A 20,743-nucleotide genomic window follows, 5' to 3' on the forward strand; every position below is an offset into this window, starting at 1 on the left:
ATTCTACGCCGCCGAGCGCTGACCGGGGTGCGGCAAGGCCGGCAGCGTGTCCATGACGCGCTCGGCGGGAAGCGTGATCGTCACTTCGGTGCCGGCACGGAGCGTCGACTTGATGCGGAAGCCGCCGCCGTGCAGGTCGACCAGTCCCTTCACGATCGGCAGGCCCAGGCCCGAGCCCTGCTCGGCCGTCTTGATCGCCAGCGAGCCGCGCCCGAACGTCTGCATCACCACCGGAATCTCGTCCTCGGGGATGCCGGGGCCATTGTCGGTGATGGAGACATATTGTCCGCCATTGGCGGTCCAGCCGACCTTGATCGAGATCTCGCCGCCCTGCGGGGGTGAACTTGATCGCATTCGCTAGAATGTTCAGCACGGCCTGGCGGATGGCGCGCTCATCGGCCCAGATGCGCGGCAGCTCGGGCTCGGTCGCCTGGCGGATGGTCTGGCTCTTGGCCTTGGCGCGCAGGTTGAGCATATGCGCGGCGTCGTCGGCAATCCCGGCGAGGCTGATCGCCTCCTCGCTGAGCTCATACTTGCCGGACTCGATGCGCGACAGGTCGAGAATCTCGTTGATCAGTGTCAGCAGGTGCTGACCCGAGGAGTGGATGTCGCCGGAGTACTCCTTGTAGGAGGCGTTAGCGTGCGGCCCGAAAACCTCGGTTTTCATCACTTCGGAGAAGCCGAGAATGGCGTTGAGCGGCGTCCGTAGCTCATGGCTCATCGTCGCCAGGAAGCGCGACTTGGCGAGGTTGGCTTCTTCCGCCTTGCGCCGGGCTTCGTCGGAGTTGGCTTTGGCGGTTTCGAGTTCGGCGATCAGCGCGTCCTTCTCGGCCCGGAATTCGATCGTCTCGACCGAGGTGGAATAGAGCCGGTTGGTCAGGAAGATGAAGAAGAGCTGGGCGCTGGCCGCCATCAGCAGCATGGTGACGCTGTCGATGTCGCTGCGGCCGCTGAACGACAGCACGATCGCCCCGACGATCGGCACGAGGGCGGAGTAGACCGCGATCGGGATCGCCGCTGCCAGCGTGACGGTGAGCGCGCTCACCATCAGCAGCGCCGTCATCAGGAAGAAGCGGGCGCCGGGCGCCTCGATGCCGACGAAGAGGCCTGCAAGCAGCGCCCAGGACAAGCCGTGCAGCAATTCGGCCGCGGGCAGGAGCTTGCGCCAGAACGCGACGCGTGCGGCGGCCGGAGGTTCGGCCAGAAAACGCCGGCACAGCACGGCGGTGAAGCCGGCGGTCAGCACGACCAGGCACAGCCAGCCCGAGACTTGATAGAACGGGACCCAGACGCAGGCTGCGGCGGCGACCAGGAACGCGAGCAGCAAGGTGCCCGCTGTGCCGTGCAACCGGTACTGCGCGAAGACGCGGATGAGTTCGTAATCGAAGGCGCGCTGGAGCCCGGTCGATGAGGTCAACTTCTCGCGCGCCGAACGAACCTCGCGGTTGATCAGCTTGCGGCGCGCCAGCACGGACGGATCGGGTCCGCGACCACGCTGCACCTGTTCGGCTGTCAGTTCCGCCATGGTCCGAGGAAAAGGCTCCTGCCCGGCGGTACAACCGTCGCACCCCGGCTCGCCATGATGGGCGAGAATTCGTTAAGCTTATCCTGATGACGCGCTTCGGATTCAGGACAAGCAATTACGGCCCGTTCGGCTGGCGGCGGGTCGGCCGCTCGGTCGATTTCGTCGTAGCCCTTGGATTCATTCTGCTTTTGGCGATAGCGGGAGCGGTTCTGCAATACCGGCTCGGCTCCGGCCGCAGCCTCGCCGGACAGGCCGACGCGATCGATGGCGATTCGCTGCGGCTTCTTGGCGAGGAGCTTCGCCTCGAGGGCATCGACGCGCCCGAATACCGGCAGACCTGCCGGGATCGGAGCGGCGGCGAGGTCGCCTGCGGCCGGCAGGCGCGGCGCGCGCTCGCCGCCATGCTGGCGCTCGGCAACGTCACCTGCACGGTTTCCAGGGCCGACCGCTATGGCCGCGGGCTGGCGCGCTGCCGGCAAGGCAACGCCGAGATCAACGCGGCGCTGGTGCGCCAGGGCCAGGCCGTCGCCTATGGTGGCTATCAGGCCGAGGAGGACGAGGCGAAAGCCGCCGGTCGCGGCATCTGGGCGTTGAGCTTCGAACGGCCGGAGGCCTGGCGCAGGAGCCATCCGCGCTGAAGGCGAGCGCCGGCCATGCGAATTCGTCAATGCCTCGGGCGGCTTTGGCATTTTCGTCTTCGCGGTTCGCAATCTAAAGAAGGATCATCTCCTTCCCGTCCCCTCGCCGGATTTGCTGTCGCATGATGCCGTTGCCCGCCTGCCGATCGGAGCTGCCGGCATGATCGGCGCCATCCTGCTCGCTCTGGCGCCGATCGCCCTGTTGATCGCGCTCGGCCATGCCATGCGCCGCCTGCGCTTCCTGCCGGATGCGTTCTGGCCGCAGGCCGAGCGGCTGAGCTACTACGTCCTTCTGCCGGCCCTCTTCATGCACGCCTTGGCGATGGCCGATCTTAAAGGCCTTCCCGTCGCCGAACTGGCCTTGACGCTGATGGCGGCGATCATCGCCGTGGCGGCGGCGCTCGTGCTGGCCAAGCGCTGGCTTGGCTACAGTGACGCCGCCTTCACCTCGGTCTTCCAGGGCGGCATCCGCTTCAATAATTATGTCGGCCTGAGCGCGGCCGGCAGCATGCTCGGGCCGTCCGCCCTGCCGCTCGCGGCCGTGGCCAATGCGGCGATCGTGCCGACAGTGAACGTGCTGTGCGTCCTGGTCTTCGCCCGCTGGGGCTCGGCGCAGCCGACACTGCGCGGCATTCTCCGGGGCCTTGCCCTCAATCCGCTGCTGATGTCCTGCGTGCTCGGCATCGCCATCCAGCTTACTGGCCTCGGGCTGCCGCCGGGCGTCGAAGGCTGCCTCAAGGCCCTCGGCCAGGCTTCGCTTCCGATCGGCCTGCTCTGCGTCGGCGCGGCACTCGACTGGGGTGCGCTCGGCCGCGGCCTGAAGCCGGCGCTGGTCGCCTCCTTCGTCAAGTTCGTGGTGATGCCGCTCGCGACCTATGCGGCGCTGAAGGGCTTCGGCCTCGGCGGCCAGGCGGCGACGCTGGCCATCCTGTTCCAGGCGCTGCCGACCGCCTCCTCATCCTATGTGATGGCGCGCCAGCTCGGTGGCGATGCGCCGCTGATGGCCGGCATCTGCGCGCTGCAGACCGTCCTGGCAGCGGTGGCGGTGCCGCTTGCGCTGATCCTGCTCGCGCCGGGTTGACCGGTCGCGGCGCGGATTACATGGGCTCGCGTGGATCGTCCTTGCTCGGCCCGTCCAGCCGAGCGGCGCCGGGCTCGCGCGAGCGCGACCAGAAACTCACGAGCATCAGCCCCACCGGGATGGCGAGGACGACGATCCAGACGACGAAGCTCCAATCCTGCGGCATGCCGGTTCCCCCTGCGGAATGGTAATCGCGGATATGGGCGCTTTGTTCCCGCCGACGCATGGCAGCGTCGTCTTGCCGCCGTGTTTGCGGGTGAACTCTTGACAGGGCCGCGGCGGCACCGTGAAACCGCCATGTCTCGGGAAGACGAAAGGCGAGGGCATGAAGCTCTATGATGGCGGGCGCGCGCCCAATCCGCGGCGGGTCCGCATCTTCTTTGCCGAGAAGGGCGTGCCCCTTCCCGAGCTCGTCCCGATCGACATCGGCAAGAAGGAGCATCGGACGCCGGAGTTCACCCGCATCAATCCATCGCAGCGCCTGCCGGTGCTGCTGCTCGAGGATGGCACCGCACTCGCCGAGACGATCGCGATCTGCCGCTATGTCGAGAGCCTGCATCCGGTGCCGCCTCTGTTCGGCGCCGCACCCAAGGAAGCTGCGCTGATCGAGATGTGGAATCGGCGCATCGAGCTCGGGCTGTTCTCGTCGGTCTCGGCGGTGTTCCGCCACAGCCACCCCGCCATGGCCGAGCTCGAGGAGCAGGTTCCGGAATGGGCCGAGGCCAATCGCGAACTGATCGATGACCACCTGGTGCTGCTCGATCTGCAGCTCGGCGCCAATCGCTTCATCTGCGGCGACGAGCTGACGGTGGCAGACATCACCGCCGGCATCGCCATCGACTTCATGAAGCCCTCGCGCATTCCGCTGCCGGAGGATTTTGCCAACGTCCGCCGTTGGCATGGCGAGCTCTCGGCCAGGCCGAGCTGGAAAGCTTGAACGATGCGCCTGCTGGCCGTCCTGTTCGCGTTCATGCTGCCGCTCGCCGCCATGGCGGCGGAGAAGCTGACGGGCGAGCAGATCAACCAGGCCTTCACCGGCAACACGGTCAGCGGCCGCTACACCGGCGGCGGCTTCTTCACCGAGTTCCACGACCCTGACGGGCGGGCGCTCGGCAATAATGGCTGGCAGGAGAACCGCGACGCTTGCTGGATCACCAAGGGCGACGCGGTCTGCTATTATTACGGCCCGCCGGAGGACCGGACGACGCATTGCTTCACGGTCGAATTGGCCCAGCGGCTTTATGTCCTGCGCAATGTCGGCGATGGCCGGATCAATGCCGTTGCGACGATCGAGCTCGCCAATCCGCGCAATCATACCGACGGCGGCAAGCCCTGGTATTGCGACGGGCTGATCTCGCGCGGCCCGCAGCTGCCGATGTCGCGGCGGGTGGCGGCACGATGACATGGCCTCGCATGATAGCGGTGCTCTTGGGACTTTGCGCTTGCGCCACGAGCGCCGCTGCGGTCGAGCGGCTGACCGGGCAGGAGATTCGCCTGCTCTTCGAGGGCAATACGGTCGCCGGTCGCTACAATAACGGGCTACCGTTCAGCGAATATCATCACCAGGACGGTCGCGCGACCGGGCACAACCGGCACGTGACCAACACCGATGCCTGCTGGACCACGACGGACGACGCGGTCTGCTACTACTACGGCCCGCACGAGACACGCCGGACCTATTGCTTCGCCGTCGAGCGCAGCGGCACGCTCTATGTGCTGAAGACCTATCGGACCGGCCGCATCAACGGCATCGCCACCATCCAATCGGGCGATCCAGAGAAGCACGTCGACAAAGCACCGTCCTGGCATTGCGACGGGCTGATCTCGAACGCGCCGCCAGCGATGTCGCCGCGGGTTGCCTCGCGGTGAGGCTGTGCGCGCTGGCGCTGCTTCTCGGCCTCTCGGTATGGGGGGAGCGAGACGCTGGCCGTCGAGCGGCTGACCGGTGAACAGATGCGCCAGCTCGTCGAAGGCAATACGGTGACCGGCCGCTACAGCACCGGCGGGACGTTCAGCGAGTACCATCACGAGGATGGGCGGGTGAGCGGGTACAATCGCAATCGGGAAACGCCGAACCGCGATGCCTGCTGGACCACGACGCAGGATGCGATCTGCTACTATTACGGCCCGATTGAGACGCGCCAGACCCATTGCTTCACGGTCGAGCGCAGCGGCACGCTCTATGTCCCTCGCAGCGTCGTCAACGGCGGCATCGTCGGTGCCTTCGCCATCCAGCCCGGCGATCCCGAAAAGCACGCTAACAAGGTCCCTGCCTGGCATTGCGACGGGCTGATCTCGCAGCGCCCGGGCCGGGAGCGGTTGGCCGGACGATGAGCGGGCAGGGAACTTCGCAAGAGGCGCTCGACGACGTCCTCGCCGAATTGCGTGCCTGCCGGATCTGCCGGGATGCGCCGCTCTACGGTCCTCGGTTGCCGCATGAACCGCGACCCGTGATCCAGGCTGAGGCCGGCGCCCGCCTGCTGATCGCGAGCCAGGCGCCGGGCACGCGCGTCCATGCCAGCGGCAGGCCTTTCACCGACCGTTCCGGCGATCGCCTGCGCGACTGGCTTGGTCTCGACCATGCCCGCTTCTACGACGCCTCGCGTGTCGCGATCGTACCGATGGGGCATTGCTTCCCTGGGCTCGACGCCAAGGGCGGTGACCTGCCGCCGCGCCGCGAATGCGCGCCGGCCTGGCGTGAGCGCGTGCTGGCGGCGTTGCCGGAGATCGAGCTCGTGCTGGTGATCGGCCGTTATGCCCAAGCCTGGCATCTCGGGCCCAAGGCGGCGACCGACCTCACGGCGACCGTCGCTGATTGGCGCGCCATCCTCGGGCAGCCGCGCCGGCCGCGCATCCTGCCGCTGCCGCACCCCTCCTGGCGCAACAATGGCTGGCTCAGGAAGCACCCCTGGTTCGAGGCCGAGCTGGTGCCGGTGCTACGGGCGGAGGTGGCGCGGCTGGTAGGCTGAGCTCTTACGGCTCCAGCCGCTTCAACAGGCTCGACGTGTCCCAGCGCCCGCCGCCCAGCCTCTGCACATCGGCATAGAACTGGTCGACCAGCGCGGTCACCGGCAGACGAGCGCCGTTGTTGCGGGCTTCGTCGAGCACGATGCCGAGATCCTTGCGCATCCAGTCGACGGCGAAGCCGAAATCGAACTTGTCGGCGTTCATCGTCTTGCCGCGGTTCTCCATCTGCCAGGAGCCGGCGGCGCCCTTCGAGATCACCTCCAGCATCGCCTCGACATCGAGGCCGGCGCGCTTGGCAAAGTGGACGCCCTCGGAGAGGCCCTGGACCAGGCCGGCGATGCAGATCTGGTTGACCATCTTGGTGAGTTGGCCGGAACCTGCCGGGCCCATCAGCCGGCACATGCGGGCAAAGCTGGCGATCACCGACTCGACCTTGGCGTAAGCTGCCGGGTCGCCGCCGCACATCACGGTCAGCACGCCGTTCTCGGCGCCGGCCTGGCCGCCGGAGACCGGCGCGTCGATGAAGCCGAAGCCGGCCGCTTTCGCCGCGGTGTCGAGCTCGCGCGCGACATCGGCCGAGGCGGTGGTGTGGTCGACGAAGACCGTGCCCTTGCCCATTGCGGCGAAGGCGCCGTTCTCGCCTGTCGTCACCGAGCGCAAATCGTCGTCATTGCCGACGCAGCAGAAGACGATCTCCTGGCCTTCGGCGGCCTGGGCCGGCGTCGGCGCGTAGACGCCGGCGTGCTGTGCCACCCATTTCTGCGCCTTCTCCGGCGAACGGTTGTAGACGGTGACGTCATGGCCCTTGGCCTTGAGATGGCCGGCCATGGGATAGCCCATCACGCCGAGACCGAGGAAAGCGACTTTGGCCATGGGACTGCTCCGCTGCATCGTCTGAAAGCTCAGTGCGGCTTTAGCGCGCCGGGGAAGGCGAGGGAAGCGATCCGGGCGCGATAGCAGCGATCGCGATTCCGCAGAGATCACGCATGGACAGTCTGCCGCGCCCTGGCTTGTCGCTCTCGCCGAAATCAGTCAGGAACCTCGGATGACCATCACCAATGATCAAGAACTTCAGGCCCTGCGCGAGATCGGTCGCATCGTCGCCGATACGCTGGCGGCCATGGGGCGGGCGCTCGAGCCGGGCATGACCACGGCCGAGCTCGACGCGATCGGCCGCGACATTCTCGAAAAGCACGGCGCACGGTCGGCCCCCGAGACCGTCTACGGCTTCCCGGGCGCGACCTGCATCAGCATCAACGAGGAGGTCGCCCACGGCATTCCGGGCGAGCGCCGGATCGTTGCGGGCGACCTGGTGAACATCGATGTTTCGGCCGAGAAGGCCGGCTATTTCTCCGACACGGGAGCGTCTTTCACCGTGCCGCCGGTCGATCGCCGCATCGAGAAGCTGTGTCGCGACGGCAAGCGCGCGCTCTGGGCCGGGCTCGGCCAGGTCGGGGCCGGCAAGCCCATCGCCCACATTGGCGAGGCGGTCGGCCGCTTCGCGCAGAAGAAAGGCTATACCTTGGTCCGCAACCTCGCCAGCCACGGCATCGGCCGCTCGCTGCACGAGGAGCCGAAGGAGATCGCCACCTGGCCCGAGCGCTCCGAGCGCCGCATCATGCAGAAGGGGCTCGTCTTCACCGTCGAGCCGTTCCTGTCGCTGGGCGCGGACTGGGCCGAGCACGAAGGCGATGATCGCTGGACGCTCTATGCCGAGCCGCGCGCTCCGACGGTCCAGTACGAGCACACCGTGGTCGCGACCGCCAACGGCCCGCTTATCCTGACCTTGCCGGGCTGAGTGCCGCTCAGCGCAGTGCCATGTGCCGCGTCAGCCTGAGCTCGATCCGGTCCCAGACGCGGCGGATGATCTCGGTCAGCACGAGATAGATCAGCGCCGCATAGAGATAGATCGAGAGGTCAAAGGAGCGGGCGAAGGCGAGGCGGGTCGCGCCCATCAGGTCGAACAGCGTCACCAGCGAGGCGATTGCGCTCGCCTTGATCATCACGATCAACTCGTTGCCGAGCGGGCGCAGCGCCAGGATCATCGCCTGCGGCAGGATCACCCGGCGCAGCGTCGCCCAGCGATGCAGGCCCAGCGCCAGCGCACCCTCGAATTGCCCGCGCGGGATCGACTGGATCGCGCCGCGCAGGATTTCGGCCTGATAGGCGGCGGTGTTGATGGTGAAGGTGAAGAGCGCGCAGTAGAAAGGCTCGCGGAAGAACCACCACAGCCCGACATCCTGCCAGAACAGCCGGAACTGGCCGAAGCCGTAATAGACCAGGAAGAGCTGGCAGAGCAGGGGCGTACCACGGAAGAAGGTGGTGTAGCCGTTGATCGCGATCTGCGCCCAGCGTGGTCCGTAGAGCCTGGCGATGGCGAGACCGATCGCGAGCACGAAGCCGAACGCGACCGAGAGCACCACCAGCTGGAAGGTGAGCCCCAGGCCGCTCGCCATGCGGCAGCCATAGTTCTGCAGGACCTCGCTGCCGATCAGGTAGCCGGGATATTCGCACCAGTTCATCGCGTCGCTCCGCCGAAGGCGGCGAAGCCGCGATTGGTGCGCTGCTCGAGCTTGCCGATGCCCCAGGCGGAAACCAGCGAGAAGAAGAAGTAGAGCATCATCGCCGTGCCGAAGAACAGGAACGGCTCCTTGGTCACGACATTGGCGCGCGTCGCGATGAACATGATGTCCTGCAGCGTGATCACCGAGATCAGCGAGGTCTCCTTCAGCAGCACCATCCAGTTGTTGCCGAGACCGGGCAGGGCGACGCGGATCAGTTGGGGGAAAACGACGAGCCGGAAGGCCTGCGCCTTCGACAGGCCGAGCGCCGAGGCGGCTTCGCGCTGGCCCTTCTGGATCGAGTTCAGCGCGCCGACCCAGACCTCGCTCGAGAAGGCGGCGAGCACCATGCCGAGCGCGACCATGCCGGCGACGAAGGGCGGAATCGAGAAGCCGCTCCAGGCCTTCTGCACCAGCACCTGGATGCCGAAATAGATGATGTAGAGCGTCAGCAGCTCGGGCACGCCGCGGAAGACGGTGGTGTAGATCGTCGCTAGCGAGCGCAGCAGGACGCTGTCCGAGCGCTTCCACAGCGCGATGATCAGGCCGAGCGCCAGGCCGAAGGGCAGGGTCGCGAGCGCGACCGAGATGGTGTTGGCCGCGCCTTGCAGCAGGGCCCAGCCCCAGCCGCCGGGGCCGAAGCCGAGCAGAGCGAGTTTGTCGAACATGGCGGGGCCGGCGCGCGAGGGGATAAAAGCCCGCCGGCCTGAAGCGGCCGACGGGCGAGCGTCAGCAGGCTTCAGATTACTCGTACTTGAACCACTTGGCCTCGAGCTTCTTCAACGAGCCATCGGCCATGGTCTCGGCGATCGCCTTGTTGACCAGGTCCTTCAGCGCGGTGTCGGCCTTGCGCACGGCGCCGGCGACGCCTGCGCCATGGATCGCGTCGTCGCGGGTCACCTCGGCGATCCGCTTGCAGCAGTCCTTGCCCTGTCCCTTCAGGAAGTCGGCGAGGGCGAGCGCGTCGGCGACGATATAGTCGAGACGGCCGTTGAGCAGGTCGAGATTGGCCTCTTCCTGGGTCGGATAGAGGCGCGCGGTCGAGTCCTTGTAGAATTTCTCGACATAGTTGGCGTGGATGGTCGAGCCCTGCGCGCCGATCGACTTGCCCTTCAGGGTCGCCGGCGAGATATCGGCCGAAGCGGTGCTCTTGGGGCCGATCATCCAGATCGGCGTCTTGCTGTAGGGCGTGGTGAAGTCGACCTGCTTTTTGCGCTCTTCGGTGGCGTTCATGCCAGCGAGGATGATGTCGTACTTGTTCGCCTGCAGCGCCGGGATGATGCCGTCCCAGTCCTGTACCACCCAGCTGCACTTCACCTTCATCTTCTCGCAGAGAAGGTTGCCGTAATCGATCTCGAAGCCTTCCAGCTCCTTCTTGGCGTTGAGGTTGTTATAGGGCGGATAGGCCCCCTCGGTGCCGATCCGGACTTCCTTCCACTCCTTGGCCTGGGCGAGCGCCCCGGTGGCGCCGACAACGGTGAGCGCTGCGGCTGCGAAGAACTTTGCGAAACCTTTCATGGGACCTCCCCTTGGATCTGGCCGATCGGGCGTTTCGAGTTCCCGCAACGGCTTGTGCGCGACAGCTTGTGCGATCATCGGGGCGGGCCGCAAGTAGGCTCTTGCAGCTTTTCCGAGCGTGCCCGCACAAGGATCGTGCAAGGCAAGACGCTGTTCTTGTTGTTGAAATCGTAATGCAGTGACGGTTTTCCCGTGTTCTGGCTCACACGGCCGCACACGGATTTTGTTGCAACGCTCAGCGCGCACGCTCGGCGAAGACGCTTTCGCAGCGTTCCAGCCCCCAATCCAGCTCTTCGCGGCTGATCGTCAGGGGCGGCGCGAAGCGGATGGTGTGCTCATGCGTCTCCTTGGTCAGCACGCCGGCATCGGCGAGGCGGGCGACGATCTTTTTCGCATAGCCGGCGCCGGGCGCGACCTCGACGCCGATCCAGAGGCCGCGCCCGCGCACCTCGCTGGCGAGGCCGATCGTCATCGCCACGAGCCGCTCTTTCATATAGGCGCCGAGCTCGGCCGAGCGCTCGACCAGCTTCTCGTCCTCGATCACCGCCAGAGCCTCGAAGCCGATCGCGGCGGCGAGCGCGTTGCCGCCGAAAGTAGAGCCATGCGAGCCGGGCCCGAACAATTGCATCACCGCGCGTGAGGCCAGGAAGGCCGAGACCGGATAGACCCCGCCGCCGAGCGCCTTGCCGACGATCAGCCCGTCCGGCTTCACGCCTTCGTGCTGGTGCGCGAACCAGTGGCCGGTGCGGCCGAGGCCGGACTGGATCTCGTCGAGGATCAGAAGGACGTTGTGCCGGTCGCAAAGCGTCCGCAGCGCCCTGAGATAGCCGTCCGGCGGCAGCACGATGCCGGCCTCGCCCTGGATCGGCTCGATCAGGATCGCGGCGGTGTTCGGCGTGATCGCTGCTTCCATCGCCGCCGCATCGCCGAAGGGAACGCTGACGAAGCCCGGCGCAAACGGCCCGAAGCCGTCGCGATAGCTCTCGTCGGAGGAGAAGCTGACGATCGTCGTGGTGCGGCCGTGGAAGTTGTTGTCGGCGACGATGATCTCGGCCCTGCCGTCGGCGATGCCTTTGACCTTGTGGCCCCAGCGCCTGGCAGCCTTGATCGCGGTTTCGACGGCTTCGGCGCCGGTGTTCATCGGCAGCGCCATCTCCTGCCCGGCAACGGCGCAGAGCCTGGCCAGGAAGGGGCCGAGCGGCTCGGTATGGAAGGCACGGCTGGTCACGGCGAGGCGCTTCGCCTGCTCGTTCAGCACTTTCAGGATGCGCGGATGGCCATGGCCGAGGCTGACGGCGGAATAGCCGCTCATCATGTCGAGCCGCCGCACGCCGGCGACATCGGTAAGCCAGACCCCTTCGCCATGGGAGAGCATGATCGGCAGGGGCGCGTAGTTCTGCGCGCAGACTTCCCGTTCGAGCACGATCGCGTTCATGGCGGTTCTCCCTCGTTTCTTCGAGGGTAGGCCCGCGAAAGCAGCCGAGGCTGGCTGCCACGCGGCCGCGCCGCAGCCGATTCTGTCGCGATGACGACAGAATCGGACAAATGCGGGCCGCGGCCTCAGCGGCGGGCGATCGGGATGACGAGATAGACCATGCCGAGCACCATGGGCGGCACGGCGAGCGCGGTCACCGACCAGGTCGACCAGCCGGTCGTCACCGGCGCCAGCGCGGTCAGGATCAGGTTGATCAGCAGATAGGCGCCGAGCATCAGCGTGCCCAGGAAACGTAGACGGGCGAGAATAGGATTGCGGGCTGCAGTAGTCATTGTCACCTCTATAACGGAACGATCCGTTTCGTTTCCAATTGATAGATACGATCCGTTTCGATATCAACTCGTTTGTTGCAAGACCGTGCTTGCAAGGAACGTGTCTGAGCGCCGGGCCGAGCTGAAGGTAGAGGGGTCGATCATGAAGGCTGCGAAAGCCACGCCGCCGGCTCGCCGCGCCTCGATCGGCGCAAAGCGCAATCCGGCCTCGCAGGCCGCGATCCTCGCCGCCGCCCGCGCCGTGCTGGCGGAGGAGGGCTATGCCGGCTTCTCGATCGACGCCGTTTCGCGCCGCGCCGGCGCCGGGAAGCCGACGATCTATCGCTGGTGGAAGAACCGGGCCGACCTGCTGATGGAGGTCTATGCCGCCGAGAAGGCGATCATCCGGGCGGTGCCGACCGATGATCTCGCGCAGGACCTCGTCGATCATACCAGAGCGCTCTGGGGCTTCTGGTGCGGCACCCCGTCGGGACGCACCTTCCGGGCGCTGCTGGCCGAGGCGCAGAGCGATCCCGAGGCGCTGGCGGTGCTGCGCGAGAAGTTCCTGCCCGAACGGTTGCGGGATGTCCGCGGCCTCTTCAACGCCGCCGCGGCGCGCGGCGACATCCTGGCCGCGGAGGTCGAGGCCAGGCTCGCGCTCTATCTCGGCTTCAACTGGTTCTACGTGCTGACCGACCAACTCGAGGCCGGCCAGGCCTCGATTCCGGCCGCGATGCGCCTGATCGCGGCGTCGACGCCGCGCTGAGATCAGCCGCTGGCGAGGGCTGCCCGTTGCCGGGCCTTCGCATCCCACAGCGTCACCAGCCAGATCGCGAGGCCCGCGAGCGCGAGGCCGGCGCCGACCCAGCCGGTCGAGGTCCAGCCATAGCCGGCAGCGATCGCCATGCCACCCAGCCAGGGGCCGAGCGCATTGGCGGTGTTGAAGGCGCTGTGGTTCAGCGCCGCCGCGAGCGTCTGCGCATCCTGCGCGACATCCATCAGCCTCGTCTGCAGGGGCGTGCCGAGCCCGCCGCCGCAGCCGATCATGAAGGCGACAGCCGAGATCGCCCAGATATTGCCGGCAGCGAACGGAAAGAGCGCCAGCGAGCCCGCGGTCCAGATCAGGATGATCGCGATCGAGGCCATCGGCATCCGATCCGCCAGCCAGGCGGCAGCCAGGGTGCCGAAAGTCAGGCCGAGCCCGAAGATCGCCAGCACGATCGGCACCATCGACGGCGCGACCTGTGTCACCTCGATCAGCGTCGAGGCGAGATAGGTATAGACCGCGAACAGCCCGCCGAAGCCGACAGCGCCGATGGCGAGCGTCAGCCAGACTTGCCGGTGGCGCAGCGCGCCGAGCTCTCGCAGGGCGCTGGCGCCCGGCTGCGGCCTGTCCTTCGGCGCAAACAAGGCGATCAGGATGACGGTGGTCAGCGCCAGCGCTGCGACGACACCGAAGCCCCAGCGCCAGCCGAGCACCTGGCCGAGCCAGTTCGCCAGCGGTACGCCGAGAATCGTCGCGATCGTCAGGCCGAGCATCACCCGCGCCACGGCGAGCGCGCGCCGGTTCGCCGGCACCAGCGAAGCCGCGACCAGCGCCGCGACGCCGAAATAAGCGCCGTGCGGCAGCCCGCTGAGAAAGCGGAACAGCAGCATCCAGCCATAGCTCGGCGCGAGCGCCGAAAGCCCGTTGCCGAGCGCGAAGGCCGCCATCAGCCCGATCAGCAAGGTGCGACGCGAGAGCTTCGTCGCCAGCACCGCGATGATCGGGGCGCCGACCACCACGCCGGCGGCGTAGACGCTGATCACATGCCCGCCCGTCGGCTCGTCGATCCCGAGGTCCGCCGAGAAATAGGGCAGCAGGCTCATCACCGCGAACTCGGCCGTGCCGATGGCGAAGCCGCCCATCGCCAGGGCGAACAGGACAAGGCCGACACGCGGCGCGGCGGCGGAGCGGGCAGGGCGCGCGAAGGCGTCTCCCGTGCTCGAAAGGCTCATGACGATGGTCCGGACGGATTATTGTTGGTCGCAGCGCGAGGACGCGCACTGCACTGCAACATAATGCTCAAGCCATGCGTGAATCGCAAGTGATTGCTGGTTCGGCTTGAAGGAAGCAGAAGCGCCATGCGAATGGTGCATGGCATTTCTGCTGTTGGCCGGAGCTAGAGCGAGATGCTTTGCCCCGCGCCCCGCCGCCAGGCCTCGCGGTAGGCGAGGTCGGCCGCCACCATGTCTTCCATGGCGACGCCCATCGCCTTGTAGATCGTGATCTGCCGGTCCGACGTCCGTCCCGGTCGCCGCCCCAGCAGCATCGCGCCAAGGTCGGTGCCGACCTCGGGGTCGATATCGGCCAACTCGCAGCAACCCACCGGTGTCGGTGCGAAGGCCTCCCGCGCCTCGACGAAGAGGCTGCCGCGGGCAATCAGATCGACCGGCAGCTCGCCGCCGGGTGGCGCGACACCGACCGAGGACACATGCGTTCCCGGTTGAACCCAGTCTGCGGATATCGCCGGGACATAGGAGTGCGTCGCGAGGCAGACGACATCCGAAGAACGCACTGCGGCTTCGAGATCCGCAACGGCCGTGACGCGCGGGTGACGCGAAGCCAGCGCCTGCGCATCGACGAAGTTTTTCGAGAACACCCGGATCTCCGCGAAATCGCGAACGAGCGGCAGCAGGTTGAGGTGCTGGCTGGCCTGGACGCCGGCGCCCACCACGGTCGCGACCCTGGCATCGCGCCGGGCGAGCTCCCGCACTGAGAGGACGGCCGAGCCGGAGGTGCGGACCGCGGTGATGTAGGTGCCATCCATGATGCAGACGGGCATCCCCGTCTCCGGATCAAAGAGGTGGATCGTCGCGAGGTGGCTCGGGATGCCCCGGGCGATGTTGCCTTCGAAGACGTTGACCAGTTTGACGGTCAGATGCATGCCCGCCATCCAGGCCGGCATCGCCAGCGAATAGCCCGCATCCGGTATGTCGAGTTGTGGCCGCGCTGGAATGACGACGCGGCCGTCGGCGAGGGCCTTGAAGCCCTCCGCCAGCGCGTCGAGCAGCTTGCGCAGGTCGATACAGTCTCTGATCTCCGTTTCGCTCAGCGAAAGAAGCGCGATCTCGCCTTTTGCGTGATTGCTCGATGCAGGTCGTGTGCTGTCCATAATGCTGCTTGCCTCGGTTCCGTTTCGGCGTTCAGTGCCCTTCAACGGTATTGCGGCAATCTGGCGTGATGAAATATGCTGATTTCGCCAAATTTGCGCGACTATCACGCAATTTGCCATGGAGAAGTGCGAATCCAACATGAGTGATCTTGACCGCGTCGATCGGCTGCTGCTCGGGCTCTTGCAGGAGGACGGCCGCCGTACCGTGCTTGATCTTGCCCAGCGCGTCGGGCTCTCGCCGACGGGAGCGTCGCAGCGCATCAAGCGCCTGTTCAGCGAGGGCTTCATCCGCGCCGTCCGGGCCGTGCTCGAACCTTCGAAGATCGGGCGCGGCACGCTGATCTTCATCGAGGTCAGGCTCGATCACACTGCCCCGCATGTCTTCGACCGCTTCGCCGAGGCCGTCGCGAAGGCCCCCGAAATCATCGAATGCCACATGGTGATCGGCGGTTTCGACTATCTGGTCAAAGCCCGGATCGCTGACATGGCGACGTTCCAGGACTTCCTGCAGAGGGTCATCCTGCCGCTCCCCGGGGTCAGGGAAACGCACAGCTACGCTTCGATCGGCGATGTGAAGCCGGACGCGCTGCTGCCGCTGTGACGACCGTCGGCCCTACGCAGCCTGGGTGATGGCGGCGACAATATCCGCGACGCGCCGCACCCGCGAGACGCGCGGCAAGGTCGAGGTGATGGCAAAGGCGTGCAGATCCGCGCCGACCGAGGTCGAGGCATCCTCCGCCACGATCACGTCGTAGCCGTGCTGCCAGGCGTCGCGCGCCGTCGATTCGACGCCAAAGTTCGTCGCGATGCCGCCGATCACGACAGTCTCGATCCGCCGCCGCCGGAACTGCAGGTCGAGCTCCGTGCCATAGAAGGCGCTCCAGTTCCGCTTGGTGACGCAGACGGCGGCTGGCAGCGCCGCGATCTCGGGCGTGAGCTCGGACCAGTCCGGCGGGAAGCCGTCCGGCGGCAGCATCATCGGATGATCGATGGCCTGCGGCGGCAGATCGGAGCGGTCGGGCGAGAACGCGACCCTGACCGTCGCGATCAGGCCGCCGGCTGCGGCGAAGGCCTGCCCGAGCGTGGCCGTATTGGCGATGAGGGTTGTCCGGTCATAGGGTGCGAGTGGGAAGGCGAGCGTTCCCTTCTGCATGTCGATGAGAACGAGGGCGGTTTTGCGAGGGTCGAGCTGGAGCGTCATCAGGGACTCCGTCAGGGAGCGTGGCCGAAGTCGGCCTTTATATGAGGGCGTCCTCATGTTTGTAGATTTATGAGTATATCCTCACAAAATACAAGCCCTCCGGTGGAGAAGAACGCCAAGGCGCCGAGTCGCAGTCGCGGTCTGAAGCGGGTCTCGGCGCTGCTTGACGGCGCCAGCGCGGTCTTCGCCGAGACCGGATACGAGGCGGCGACCATGACGCAGATCGCCGCGCGCGCCGGCGCCTCGATCGGCTCGCTCTACCAGTTCTTCCCCACCAAGGAGCATGTCGCCGCTGCGCTGCATGCCCGCCATCTCGATGCGCTCGCCGGCATGCTCGATCTGCTTGCGGGGGAGGTGCGCGGTCAGCCGGTTCAGGCGGCGGTGGATGCGCTCTTTGCCCGATTTGTTGCCTATCTCGAAGACAACCCGGCCTTCCTTGCCGTGGGCGAGCGCCGTAGCCTCGACCCTGCCGTCAAGAAGGAGGCGCGCGCCCGTTTGCGCGGCCGCATCGCGGCGTTGCTCGGCGCAGTTGCGCCGCCGATCGTCGAAGCGCGGGTCGCTTCGCTCGCTGCGGTGACCCTGCACCTGATCCGGGTCGCGGCGCTGCTGCGTGCCGATGACGATGAGAGCGTGCGTGCGCCGGCCATTGCCGAGCTGCGCGCCATGCTGAAGAGCCATCTCGCCGAGCGGGAAGATTGAGCCGGAGCTGCCTGCTACTCCTCCAGCAGTGGATAGCCATCGAAATCCTTCAGCGCTTTCAGCGCGAAGGTGGTCGCGATCCGGGCGATGCCAAGCTGGTTGTCGGCGAGCCAGGCACCGGTCAACTCCTCATAGGCTGCAAGCGAGTGCGCGACGATGCGCGCGAGATAGTCGGCATCGCCGCTGATCACCAGGAGCTCGACAACGTCAGGGTAGGCGCGCAGCACCTTCTCGACCCGCTCGCGCCGGCCGACCGAATGGTCGCGCAGCGAGATCTGCGCGAAAGCGATGATGGCGTGTCCGGCGAGCTCGGGCGAGAGCCTTGCGCCATAGCCGGCGATCAGCCCGGAGGTCTCCAGCCGGCGCATCCGCTCCAGGCAGGGCCGGGCCGAGAGCCCGACCCGTTCCGACAGGGCCTGGTTGGTGATCCGGCCCTCCGCCCGCAGGATCGCGATGATCTGGCGATCGATCGCGTCGAGCTGGAGCGCCTTTCGCTTCACGGCCTGCCCTTGCCGGCCGCTCTTGCCTCGGCGATCAGGCAGAGCTCGAGGAACAGCACCTGCGCCGCGCATTGGGCCGTGTTGCTGGTCGCGTCGTATTGCGGTGCGACCTCGACCACGTCGGCGGCGACGATGTTGCGCCCCTTGAGACCGCGCAGGATGGCGAGCGCCTCGCGCGGGGTGAGCCCTCCAACCTCGGGCGTGCCGGTGCCGGGCGCGAAGGCGGGATCGAGCGAATCGACGTCGAAGGAGACATAGGTCGGCTCGTCGCCGATCACGGCGAGCGCCTTGGCGATGACCGCGTCGAGGCCCATGCGGTCGACCTCGTCGGCATGGATCACGGTCATGCCGGACTCGTAGGAGAACTCCCAGAGATATTCGGCGCCGCCACGGATGCCGATCTGGATGACGCGCTCGGGATCGAGCACGCCGTCGAGCACTGCCTGCCGGAACGGCCCGCCATGGTGGAATTTCGAGCCTTCATAGGGGCCGGACGTGTCGCAATGCGCGTCGATATGGACCATGCCGACGGGGCGCTTCTCGCCGACGGCCTTCAGGATCGGATAGGTAATCGAATGGTCGCCGCCGACGCCGAGCGTCGAGACGCCAGCCTGCACGATCTGCTTGAAGGTCGCCTCGATATCCTCGTGACAGCTTTCCAGCGAATAGCGCGAGCGGAACGGCACGTCGCCGATATCGGCCGCCTTGACCAGGCTGAACGGCGCGGTGCCGTTGACATGGTCCATCGGCCCCATGCGCTCGACGGCACGCACGGCGCGCGGGCCGAGCCGCGTGCCGGCCCGGTTGGTAACGCCGAGATCCATCGGCAGGCCGATGATCGCGACGTCGAGCCCGCCGAGATCGGGCTTGCCCAGCGCCTCCGGCTGATAGGGCGCGTTGATGAAGGTCGCGACGTCGGAGAACGGCCATTTGCGGCGGTCGCCCTGGAACTGCCCGGCCGCGACCTTGGCGAAGCGCGGATCATGGATGTCGGCGCCGCTCGCGTCGGCATAGCGCGCCCTGAGTTTTGCCAGCTTATCCTGATCCATCGCTTGGTCTCCGAGGTTTGAGCCAGCCGCGATAATGCGCCAGCAGGCCGAAGAAGGGCAAAGAGAGCCGCACGTCGAAACGGAAGCGGCCCTCCGCGTCAACCGTCTCGCGCGCCGTGGCAGAGGGCATCAGGAAGCGCGGTAGCGGCAGGCCGAAGACGCGCCAGGCGGCGATCGGCAGAGCCAGACCCTCCGGGCCCGCCTCGGCCGCGAGGGTAAAGGAGAACGGGCCGAAGGCCTCGCGCAGCTCGCCGCGATCAAAACTCAGATGCGAGCTGAAGCGCTGGCCGGCGAAGTTGCGGATCCAGGTTTCCGAGCCGTCATCGCGCGAATCGCCGCGTGCGACGCTGACCGTCACCGGCAGGTCGGTTCCGGCGGCGGGCAGGCCGAAGAATCGGCAGAGCAGGCCGACCACCGCCCCATCACCACGCGCGATGTCGGCCCGGCCTCGCCAGACCGGCTCGGCAGCGGCGGAGTGGAAGGCGCGGATCGCTGCCGGCATGCCGGCGAAAGCTTTGGCTCCGAATACGCTCTCGAACAGGGCAGGGCCGACGCTGCGCTCGTCCTGGCTGGTGCTGATCGCATAGGGCGCTATCTCGGCCTCGATCATGGCAAGGTCGAGCGCCTCGGCAGCCGAGCGCGCGCCGGGCGCGATCCCGTCGGTGAGCAGGGCACGCACCGCTGCCGTGGCTGCAAGCGTCGGCACCTGCGGGCCGTCGTCGTTCTCGGCCAGCAGCGACCAATAGGCCCGCCGCGGCCGGCCCTTGGCGTCGATGCCGGTGATCGCGACGCGCATGCCGCCGCGATCCGAGGTCCAGAGCCGGGTGACCCGCCGCGCCTTGACGAGAAAGGGCACGAGCGGCGCGAGATCGGCGACCCAGCCACGGCGGCGAAGCCAGGCGAGCAGCGCCAGTCCCCATTGCTCGATGCCGGCTTCCAGCCCGGCGGAGAAGCTGACCCGGAAATGTACGTCGAGGCCCGGGCCGAGCGTCTCGGCGTCGACAGTCTCGACCGGCGCGACACGCCGTGGGCCGAGGCCCGGCATGTCGATGACCTCTCCGACACTCCAGCCGGATGTCGTCTGCAATTCGCCCTCGCGCCAGATCGGTACCGGCTTGCCGGCATAGCTCAGGACGGCAGCGATGACCGCCGGCCCGACCTCGCTGCGCCCGCCCGGTGTGATCGCGATGTCGACGGTATCGAGCCGCCGCCAGCCTTCGCTCAGCTCCCGCGCCGCCGCGGCCGAGAGAGCTGGCGTCGAACTCGCGCCGGCGAGCGCGACGAGGCCATGCTGCCGCGCGAGCTCATCCAGCTGCGGCCCGTATCCGGTGAGATAATCGCGCGCATCGGCGAGGTCGACGACATGGGCGCCGAGCAGGAGCGCCGCCGTCGGCACCTCGTAGCCCTGCTGCTGAAACGGTCCGGAGGCGTCGATCACCAGCCAGGGCTGCAGCGCGGCGAGCGCGGCCACGAGTTCCTTGTCGCGATCGAGCGCGATACCGCTGACCGGCACGCTCGCCTCGCTCGCCAATTCCTTCGCCAAGGCTTCGGCCTTGTCGGCGCTGCGCGAGGTCAGCACCAGATCGAGGCCGTCCATGCGCGAGAGATGGCGCGCAAGTCGGCGGCCGAAGACGCCGGTCGCGCCGATCAGCACGACACGTTTCATGGGCTGTCCGGCAAAGTGAAGCGATGCCGCGTCGCCGGGTCTGGTATCTCGCAGCTGTCCTTCTTGCCGAAGAGCCGGTAGCGGTTGCGGGCGACGCGGTCATAGAGCCAGTCGCGCCAGCGCTTTGGCAGCGCCCGGCCGGCGAGCAGCAGGCGCGCCGGTCCGTTCAGATGGTGGACGAGCGCGAGCACCCCATCGGATTTGGCGAGCGCCTTGCCATCCTCGATGAAGAGGAAGCTGTCCGGCTCGTCCGGGTCGATGCCATGGGCCTTTGCCAGGTCGCGCCCCGCACGCGATTGGATCGCGACGAAGCGGATGCTGCGGTCGCGCTCGTGCCGCAGGGTGTAGCGCACGCCGCCGGAGCAGAGCACGCAGACGCCGTCATAGAGCCAGATCGGGGCGGCTAGGCTGGTCATCGGACCTCTTTAGGGGAGAGG

Annotated in this window: 25 protein-coding genes and 1 pseudogene; 11 read left to right on the forward strand and 15 right to left on the reverse strand. The window is 67.2% G+C overall.

What is annotated here, in order from left to right; all coding sequences use genetic code 11:
- Positions 1-3: 3 nt before the first annotated feature.
- A pseudogene (locus QO058_RS31530) lies at positions 4-1,525 on the reverse strand (sensor histidine kinase).
- A gap of 86 nt (positions 1,526-1,611) precedes the next feature.
- On the opposite strand from QO058_RS31530, the gene QO058_RS25745 reads away from it, so the two are divergent.
- Positions 1,612-2,163: a thermonuclease family protein gene (locus QO058_RS25745; protein WP_284169052.1), complete on the forward strand. Its 552-nt coding sequence runs from the start codon at positions 1,612-1,614 to the stop codon at positions 2,161-2,163.
- A 160-nt stretch (positions 2,164-2,323) separates the two neighbouring features.
- Positions 2,324-3,244 carry an AEC family transporter gene (locus QO058_RS25750; protein ID WP_284169053.1) on the forward strand — a complete coding sequence of 307 codons (921 nt, stop codon included), beginning with the start codon at positions 2,324-2,326 and terminating at the stop codon, positions 3,242-3,244.
- A 16-nt stretch (positions 3,245-3,260) separates the two neighbouring features.
- On the opposite strand, the gene QO058_RS25755 is transcribed toward QO058_RS25750, so the two are convergent.
- Positions 3,261-3,410: a hypothetical protein gene (locus QO058_RS25755; RefSeq protein WP_284169054.1), complete on the reverse strand. Its 150-nt coding sequence runs from the start codon at positions 3,408-3,410 to the stop codon at positions 3,261-3,263.
- A gap of 159 nt (positions 3,411-3,569) precedes the next feature.
- On the opposite strand from QO058_RS25755, the gene QO058_RS25760 reads away from it, so the two are divergent.
- The 5 genes from QO058_RS25760 to QO058_RS25780 all read left to right on the forward strand — a co-directional run bounded on the left by QO058_RS25760 (position 3,570) and on the right by QO058_RS25780 (position 6,213).
- Complete coding sequence (locus QO058_RS25760) at positions 3,570-4,181, forward strand: glutathione S-transferase family protein (RefSeq protein WP_284169055.1); 612 nt, start codon at positions 3,570-3,572, stop codon at positions 4,179-4,181.
- Between the two features lie 3 nt (positions 4,182-4,184).
- Positions 4,185-4,646 (forward strand): hypothetical protein, encoded by a 462-nt coding sequence (locus tag QO058_RS25765; protein WP_284169056.1) that lies wholly within the window; start codon positions 4,185-4,187, stop codon positions 4,644-4,646.
- Complete coding sequence (locus QO058_RS25770; protein WP_284169057.1) at positions 4,643-5,113, forward strand: hypothetical protein; 471 nt, start codon at positions 4,643-4,645, stop codon at positions 5,111-5,113. The genes QO058_RS25765 and QO058_RS25770 overlap by 4 nt, the downstream gene beginning before the upstream one ends.
- Positions 5,114-5,197: 84 nt before the next feature.
- Positions 5,198-5,578: a hypothetical protein gene (locus QO058_RS25775; protein WP_284169059.1), complete on the forward strand. Its 381-nt coding sequence runs from the start codon at positions 5,198-5,200 to the stop codon at positions 5,576-5,578.
- Positions 5,575-6,213 (forward strand): uracil-DNA glycosylase family protein, encoded by a 639-nt coding sequence (locus QO058_RS25780; RefSeq protein WP_284169061.1) that lies wholly within the window; start codon positions 5,575-5,577, stop codon positions 6,211-6,213. Before QO058_RS25775 ends, QO058_RS25780 begins: the two co-directional genes overlap by 4 nt.
- A 4-nt stretch (positions 6,214-6,217) precedes the next feature.
- Here QO058_RS25780 and QO058_RS25785 read toward each other — a convergent pair whose 3' ends face one another.
- Entirely contained in the window at positions 6,218-7,084 is an 867-nt protein-coding gene (locus tag QO058_RS25785; RefSeq protein WP_284169062.1) for an NAD(P)-dependent oxidoreductase, read from the reverse strand.
- Between the two features lie 172 nt (positions 7,085-7,256).
- Here QO058_RS25785 and map point away from each other — a divergent pair, with 172 nt between their 5' ends.
- Positions 7,257-8,009: a type I methionyl aminopeptidase gene (map, locus tag QO058_RS25790; RefSeq protein WP_284169063.1), complete on the forward strand. Its 753-nt coding sequence runs from the start codon at positions 7,257-7,259 to the stop codon at positions 8,007-8,009.
- 7 nt (positions 8,010-8,016) lie between these two features.
- Here map and QO058_RS25795 read toward each other — a convergent pair whose 3' ends face one another.
- The 5 genes from QO058_RS25795 to QO058_RS25815 form a co-directional block, all read right to left on the reverse strand.
- On the reverse strand, positions 8,017-8,733 hold the full coding sequence (locus tag QO058_RS25795; protein WP_284169064.1) for an ABC transporter permease: 717 nt from the start codon (positions 8,731-8,733) through the stop codon (positions 8,017-8,019).
- Entirely contained in the window at positions 8,730-9,440 is a 711-nt protein-coding gene (locus tag QO058_RS25800) for an ABC transporter permease (protein ID WP_284169065.1), read from the reverse strand. The genes QO058_RS25795 and QO058_RS25800 overlap by 4 nt, the downstream gene beginning before the upstream one ends.
- Before the next feature lie 76 nt (positions 9,441-9,516).
- Complete coding sequence (locus QO058_RS25805) at positions 9,517-10,290, reverse strand: transporter substrate-binding domain-containing protein (protein WP_284169066.1); 774 nt, start codon at positions 10,288-10,290, stop codon at positions 9,517-9,519.
- 235 nt (positions 10,291-10,525) lie between these two features.
- On the reverse strand, positions 10,526-11,725 hold the full coding sequence (gene rocD / locus QO058_RS25810; RefSeq protein ID WP_284169067.1) for an ornithine--oxo-acid transaminase: 1,200 nt from the start codon (positions 11,723-11,725) through the stop codon (positions 10,526-10,528).
- A gap of 125 nt (positions 11,726-11,850) precedes the next feature.
- Entirely contained in the window at positions 11,851-12,057 is a 207-nt protein-coding gene (locus QO058_RS25815) for a putative antibiotic biosynthesis monooxygenase (protein WP_284169068.1), read from the reverse strand.
- Between the two features lie 142 nt (positions 12,058-12,199).
- Between QO058_RS25815 and QO058_RS25820 the strand changes: the two genes are divergently transcribed.
- Positions 12,200-12,802 (forward strand): TetR/AcrR family transcriptional regulator, encoded by a 603-nt coding sequence (locus tag QO058_RS25820; protein WP_284169069.1) that lies wholly within the window; start codon positions 12,200-12,202, stop codon positions 12,800-12,802.
- A 2-nt stretch (positions 12,803-12,804) separates the two neighbouring features.
- Here the strand turns inward: QO058_RS25820 and QO058_RS25825 are convergent, their stop codons facing one another.
- Positions 12,805-14,034: an MFS transporter gene (locus QO058_RS25825; RefSeq protein WP_284169070.1), complete on the reverse strand. Its 1,230-nt coding sequence runs from the start codon at positions 14,032-14,034 to the stop codon at positions 12,805-12,807.
- A 164-nt stretch (positions 14,035-14,198) separates the two neighbouring features.
- Positions 14,199-15,332 carry an ornithine cyclodeaminase family protein gene (locus tag QO058_RS25830; RefSeq protein ID WP_284169072.1) on the reverse strand — a complete coding sequence of 378 codons (1,134 nt, stop codon included), beginning with the start codon at positions 15,330-15,332 and terminating at the stop codon, positions 14,199-14,201.
- On the opposite strand from QO058_RS25830, the gene QO058_RS25835 reads away from it, so the two are divergent.
- On the forward strand, positions 15,331-15,792 hold the full coding sequence (locus tag QO058_RS25835) for an Lrp/AsnC family transcriptional regulator (RefSeq protein ID WP_284169073.1): 462 nt from the start codon (positions 15,331-15,333) through the stop codon (positions 15,790-15,792). The two genes, QO058_RS25830 and QO058_RS25835, sit on opposite strands and share 2 nt — an antisense overlap.
- A 12-nt stretch (positions 15,793-15,804) precedes the next feature.
- Here QO058_RS25835 and QO058_RS25840 read toward each other — a convergent pair whose 3' ends face one another.
- On the reverse strand, positions 15,805-16,392 hold the full coding sequence (locus QO058_RS25840) for an isochorismatase family protein (RefSeq protein ID WP_284169074.1): 588 nt from the start codon (positions 16,390-16,392) through the stop codon (positions 15,805-15,807).
- 102 nt (positions 16,393-16,494) lie between these two features.
- Between QO058_RS25840 and QO058_RS25845 the strand changes: the two genes are divergently transcribed.
- Complete coding sequence (locus QO058_RS25845; RefSeq protein WP_284169075.1) at positions 16,495-17,091, forward strand: TetR/AcrR family transcriptional regulator; 597 nt, start codon at positions 16,495-16,497, stop codon at positions 17,089-17,091.
- Positions 17,092-17,105: 14 nt separating this feature from the next.
- Here QO058_RS25845 and QO058_RS25850 read toward each other — a convergent pair whose 3' ends face one another.
- The 4 genes from QO058_RS25850 to QO058_RS25865 are packed head-to-tail and all read right to left on the reverse strand — an operon-like array spanning position 17,106 to position 20,722.
- On the reverse strand, positions 17,106-17,591 hold the full coding sequence (locus QO058_RS25850; protein ID WP_284169076.1) for an Lrp/AsnC family transcriptional regulator: 486 nt from the start codon (positions 17,589-17,591) through the stop codon (positions 17,106-17,108).
- Positions 17,588-18,640, reverse strand: coding sequence for an agmatinase (speB, locus tag QO058_RS25855; RefSeq protein WP_284169077.1), 1,053 nt, complete (start codon positions 18,638-18,640; stop codon positions 17,588-17,590). The genes QO058_RS25850 and speB overlap by 4 nt, the downstream gene beginning before the upstream one ends.
- A complete protein-coding gene (locus tag QO058_RS25860; RefSeq protein ID WP_284169078.1) occupies positions 18,627-20,306 on the reverse strand; it encodes an SDR family oxidoreductase in 1,680 nt (559 codons plus the stop codon). Before QO058_RS25860 ends, speB begins: the two co-directional genes overlap by 14 nt.
- A complete protein-coding gene (locus QO058_RS25865) occupies positions 20,303-20,722 on the reverse strand; it encodes a thiol-disulfide oxidoreductase DCC family protein (protein WP_284169079.1) in 420 nt (139 codons plus the stop codon). Before QO058_RS25865 ends, QO058_RS25860 begins: the two co-directional genes overlap by 4 nt.
- Between the last annotated feature and the right edge of the window lie 21 nt (positions 20,723-20,743).

This window comes from Bosea vestrisii, from assembly GCF_030144325.1.
GTDB lineage: Bacteria > Pseudomonadota > Alphaproteobacteria > Rhizobiales > Beijerinckiaceae > Allobosea > Allobosea vestrisii_A.

Bases quoted from the DNA above. Each gene is read 5' to 3' on its own strand.
- QO058_RS25745 (WP_284169052.1), top strand. From the start codon at position 1,612: ATGACGCGCTTCGGATTCAGGACAAGCAATTACGGCCCGTTCGGCTGG.
- QO058_RS25750 (WP_284169053.1), top strand. From the start codon at position 2,324: ATGATCGGCGCCATCCTGCTCGCTCTGGCGCCGATCGCCCTGTTGATC.
- QO058_RS25755 (WP_284169054.1), bottom strand. From the start codon at position 3,410: ATGCCGCAGGATTGGAGCTTCGTCGTCTGGATCGTCGTCCTCGCCATC.
- QO058_RS25760 (WP_284169055.1), top strand. From the start codon at position 3,570: ATGAAGCTCTATGATGGCGGGCGCGCGCCCAATCCGCGGCGGGTCCGC.
- QO058_RS25765 (WP_284169056.1), top strand. From the start codon at position 4,185: ATGCGCCTGCTGGCCGTCCTGTTCGCGTTCATGCTGCCGCTCGCCGCC.
- QO058_RS25770 (WP_284169057.1), top strand. From the start codon at position 4,643: ATGACATGGCCTCGCATGATAGCGGTGCTCTTGGGACTTTGCGCTTGC.
- QO058_RS25775 (WP_284169059.1), top strand. From the start codon at position 5,198: ATGCGCCAGCTCGTCGAAGGCAATACGGTGACCGGCCGCTACAGCACC.
- QO058_RS25780 (WP_284169061.1), top strand. From the start codon at position 5,575: ATGAGCGGGCAGGGAACTTCGCAAGAGGCGCTCGACGACGTCCTCGCC.
- QO058_RS25785 (WP_284169062.1), bottom strand. From the start codon at position 7,084: ATGGCCAAAGTCGCTTTCCTCGGTCTCGGCGTGATGGGCTATCCCATG.
- map (WP_284169063.1), top strand. From the start codon at position 7,257: ATGACCATCACCAATGATCAAGAACTTCAGGCCCTGCGCGAGATCGGT.
- QO058_RS25795 (WP_284169064.1), bottom strand. From the start codon at position 8,733: ATGAACTGGTGCGAATATCCCGGCTACCTGATCGGCAGCGAGGTCCTG.
- QO058_RS25800 (WP_284169065.1), bottom strand. From the start codon at position 9,440: ATGTTCGACAAACTCGCTCTGCTCGGCTTCGGCCCCGGCGGCTGGGGC.
- QO058_RS25805 (WP_284169066.1), bottom strand. From the start codon at position 10,290: ATGAAAGGTTTCGCAAAGTTCTTCGCAGCCGCAGCGCTCACCGTTGTC.
- rocD (WP_284169067.1), bottom strand. From the start codon at position 11,725: ATGAACGCGATCGTGCTCGAACGGGAAGTCTGCGCGCAGAACTACGCG.
- QO058_RS25815 (WP_284169068.1), bottom strand. From the start codon at position 12,057: ATGACTACTGCAGCCCGCAATCCTATTCTCGCCCGTCTACGTTTCCTG.
- QO058_RS25820 (WP_284169069.1), top strand. From the start codon at position 12,200: ATGAAGGCTGCGAAAGCCACGCCGCCGGCTCGCCGCGCCTCGATCGGC.
- QO058_RS25825 (WP_284169070.1), bottom strand. From the start codon at position 14,034: ATGAGCCTTTCGAGCACGGGAGACGCCTTCGCGCGCCCTGCCCGCTCC.
- QO058_RS25835 (WP_284169073.1), top strand. From the start codon at position 15,331: ATGAGTGATCTTGACCGCGTCGATCGGCTGCTGCTCGGGCTCTTGCAG.
- QO058_RS25830 (WP_284169072.1), bottom strand. From the start codon at position 15,332: ATGTTGGATTCGCACTTCTCCATGGCAAATTGCGTGATAGTCGCGCAA.
- QO058_RS25840 (WP_284169074.1), bottom strand. From the start codon at position 16,392: ATGACGCTCCAGCTCGACCCTCGCAAAACCGCCCTCGTTCTCATCGAC.
- speB (WP_284169077.1), bottom strand. From the start codon at position 18,640: ATGGATCAGGATAAGCTGGCAAAACTCAGGGCGCGCTATGCCGACGCG.
- QO058_RS25860 (WP_284169078.1), bottom strand. From the start codon at position 20,306: ATGAAACGTGTCGTGCTGATCGGCGCGACCGGCGTCTTCGGCCGCCGA.
- QO058_RS25865 (WP_284169079.1), bottom strand. From the start codon at position 20,722: ATGACCAGCCTAGCCGCCCCGATCTGGCTCTATGACGGCGTCTGCGTG.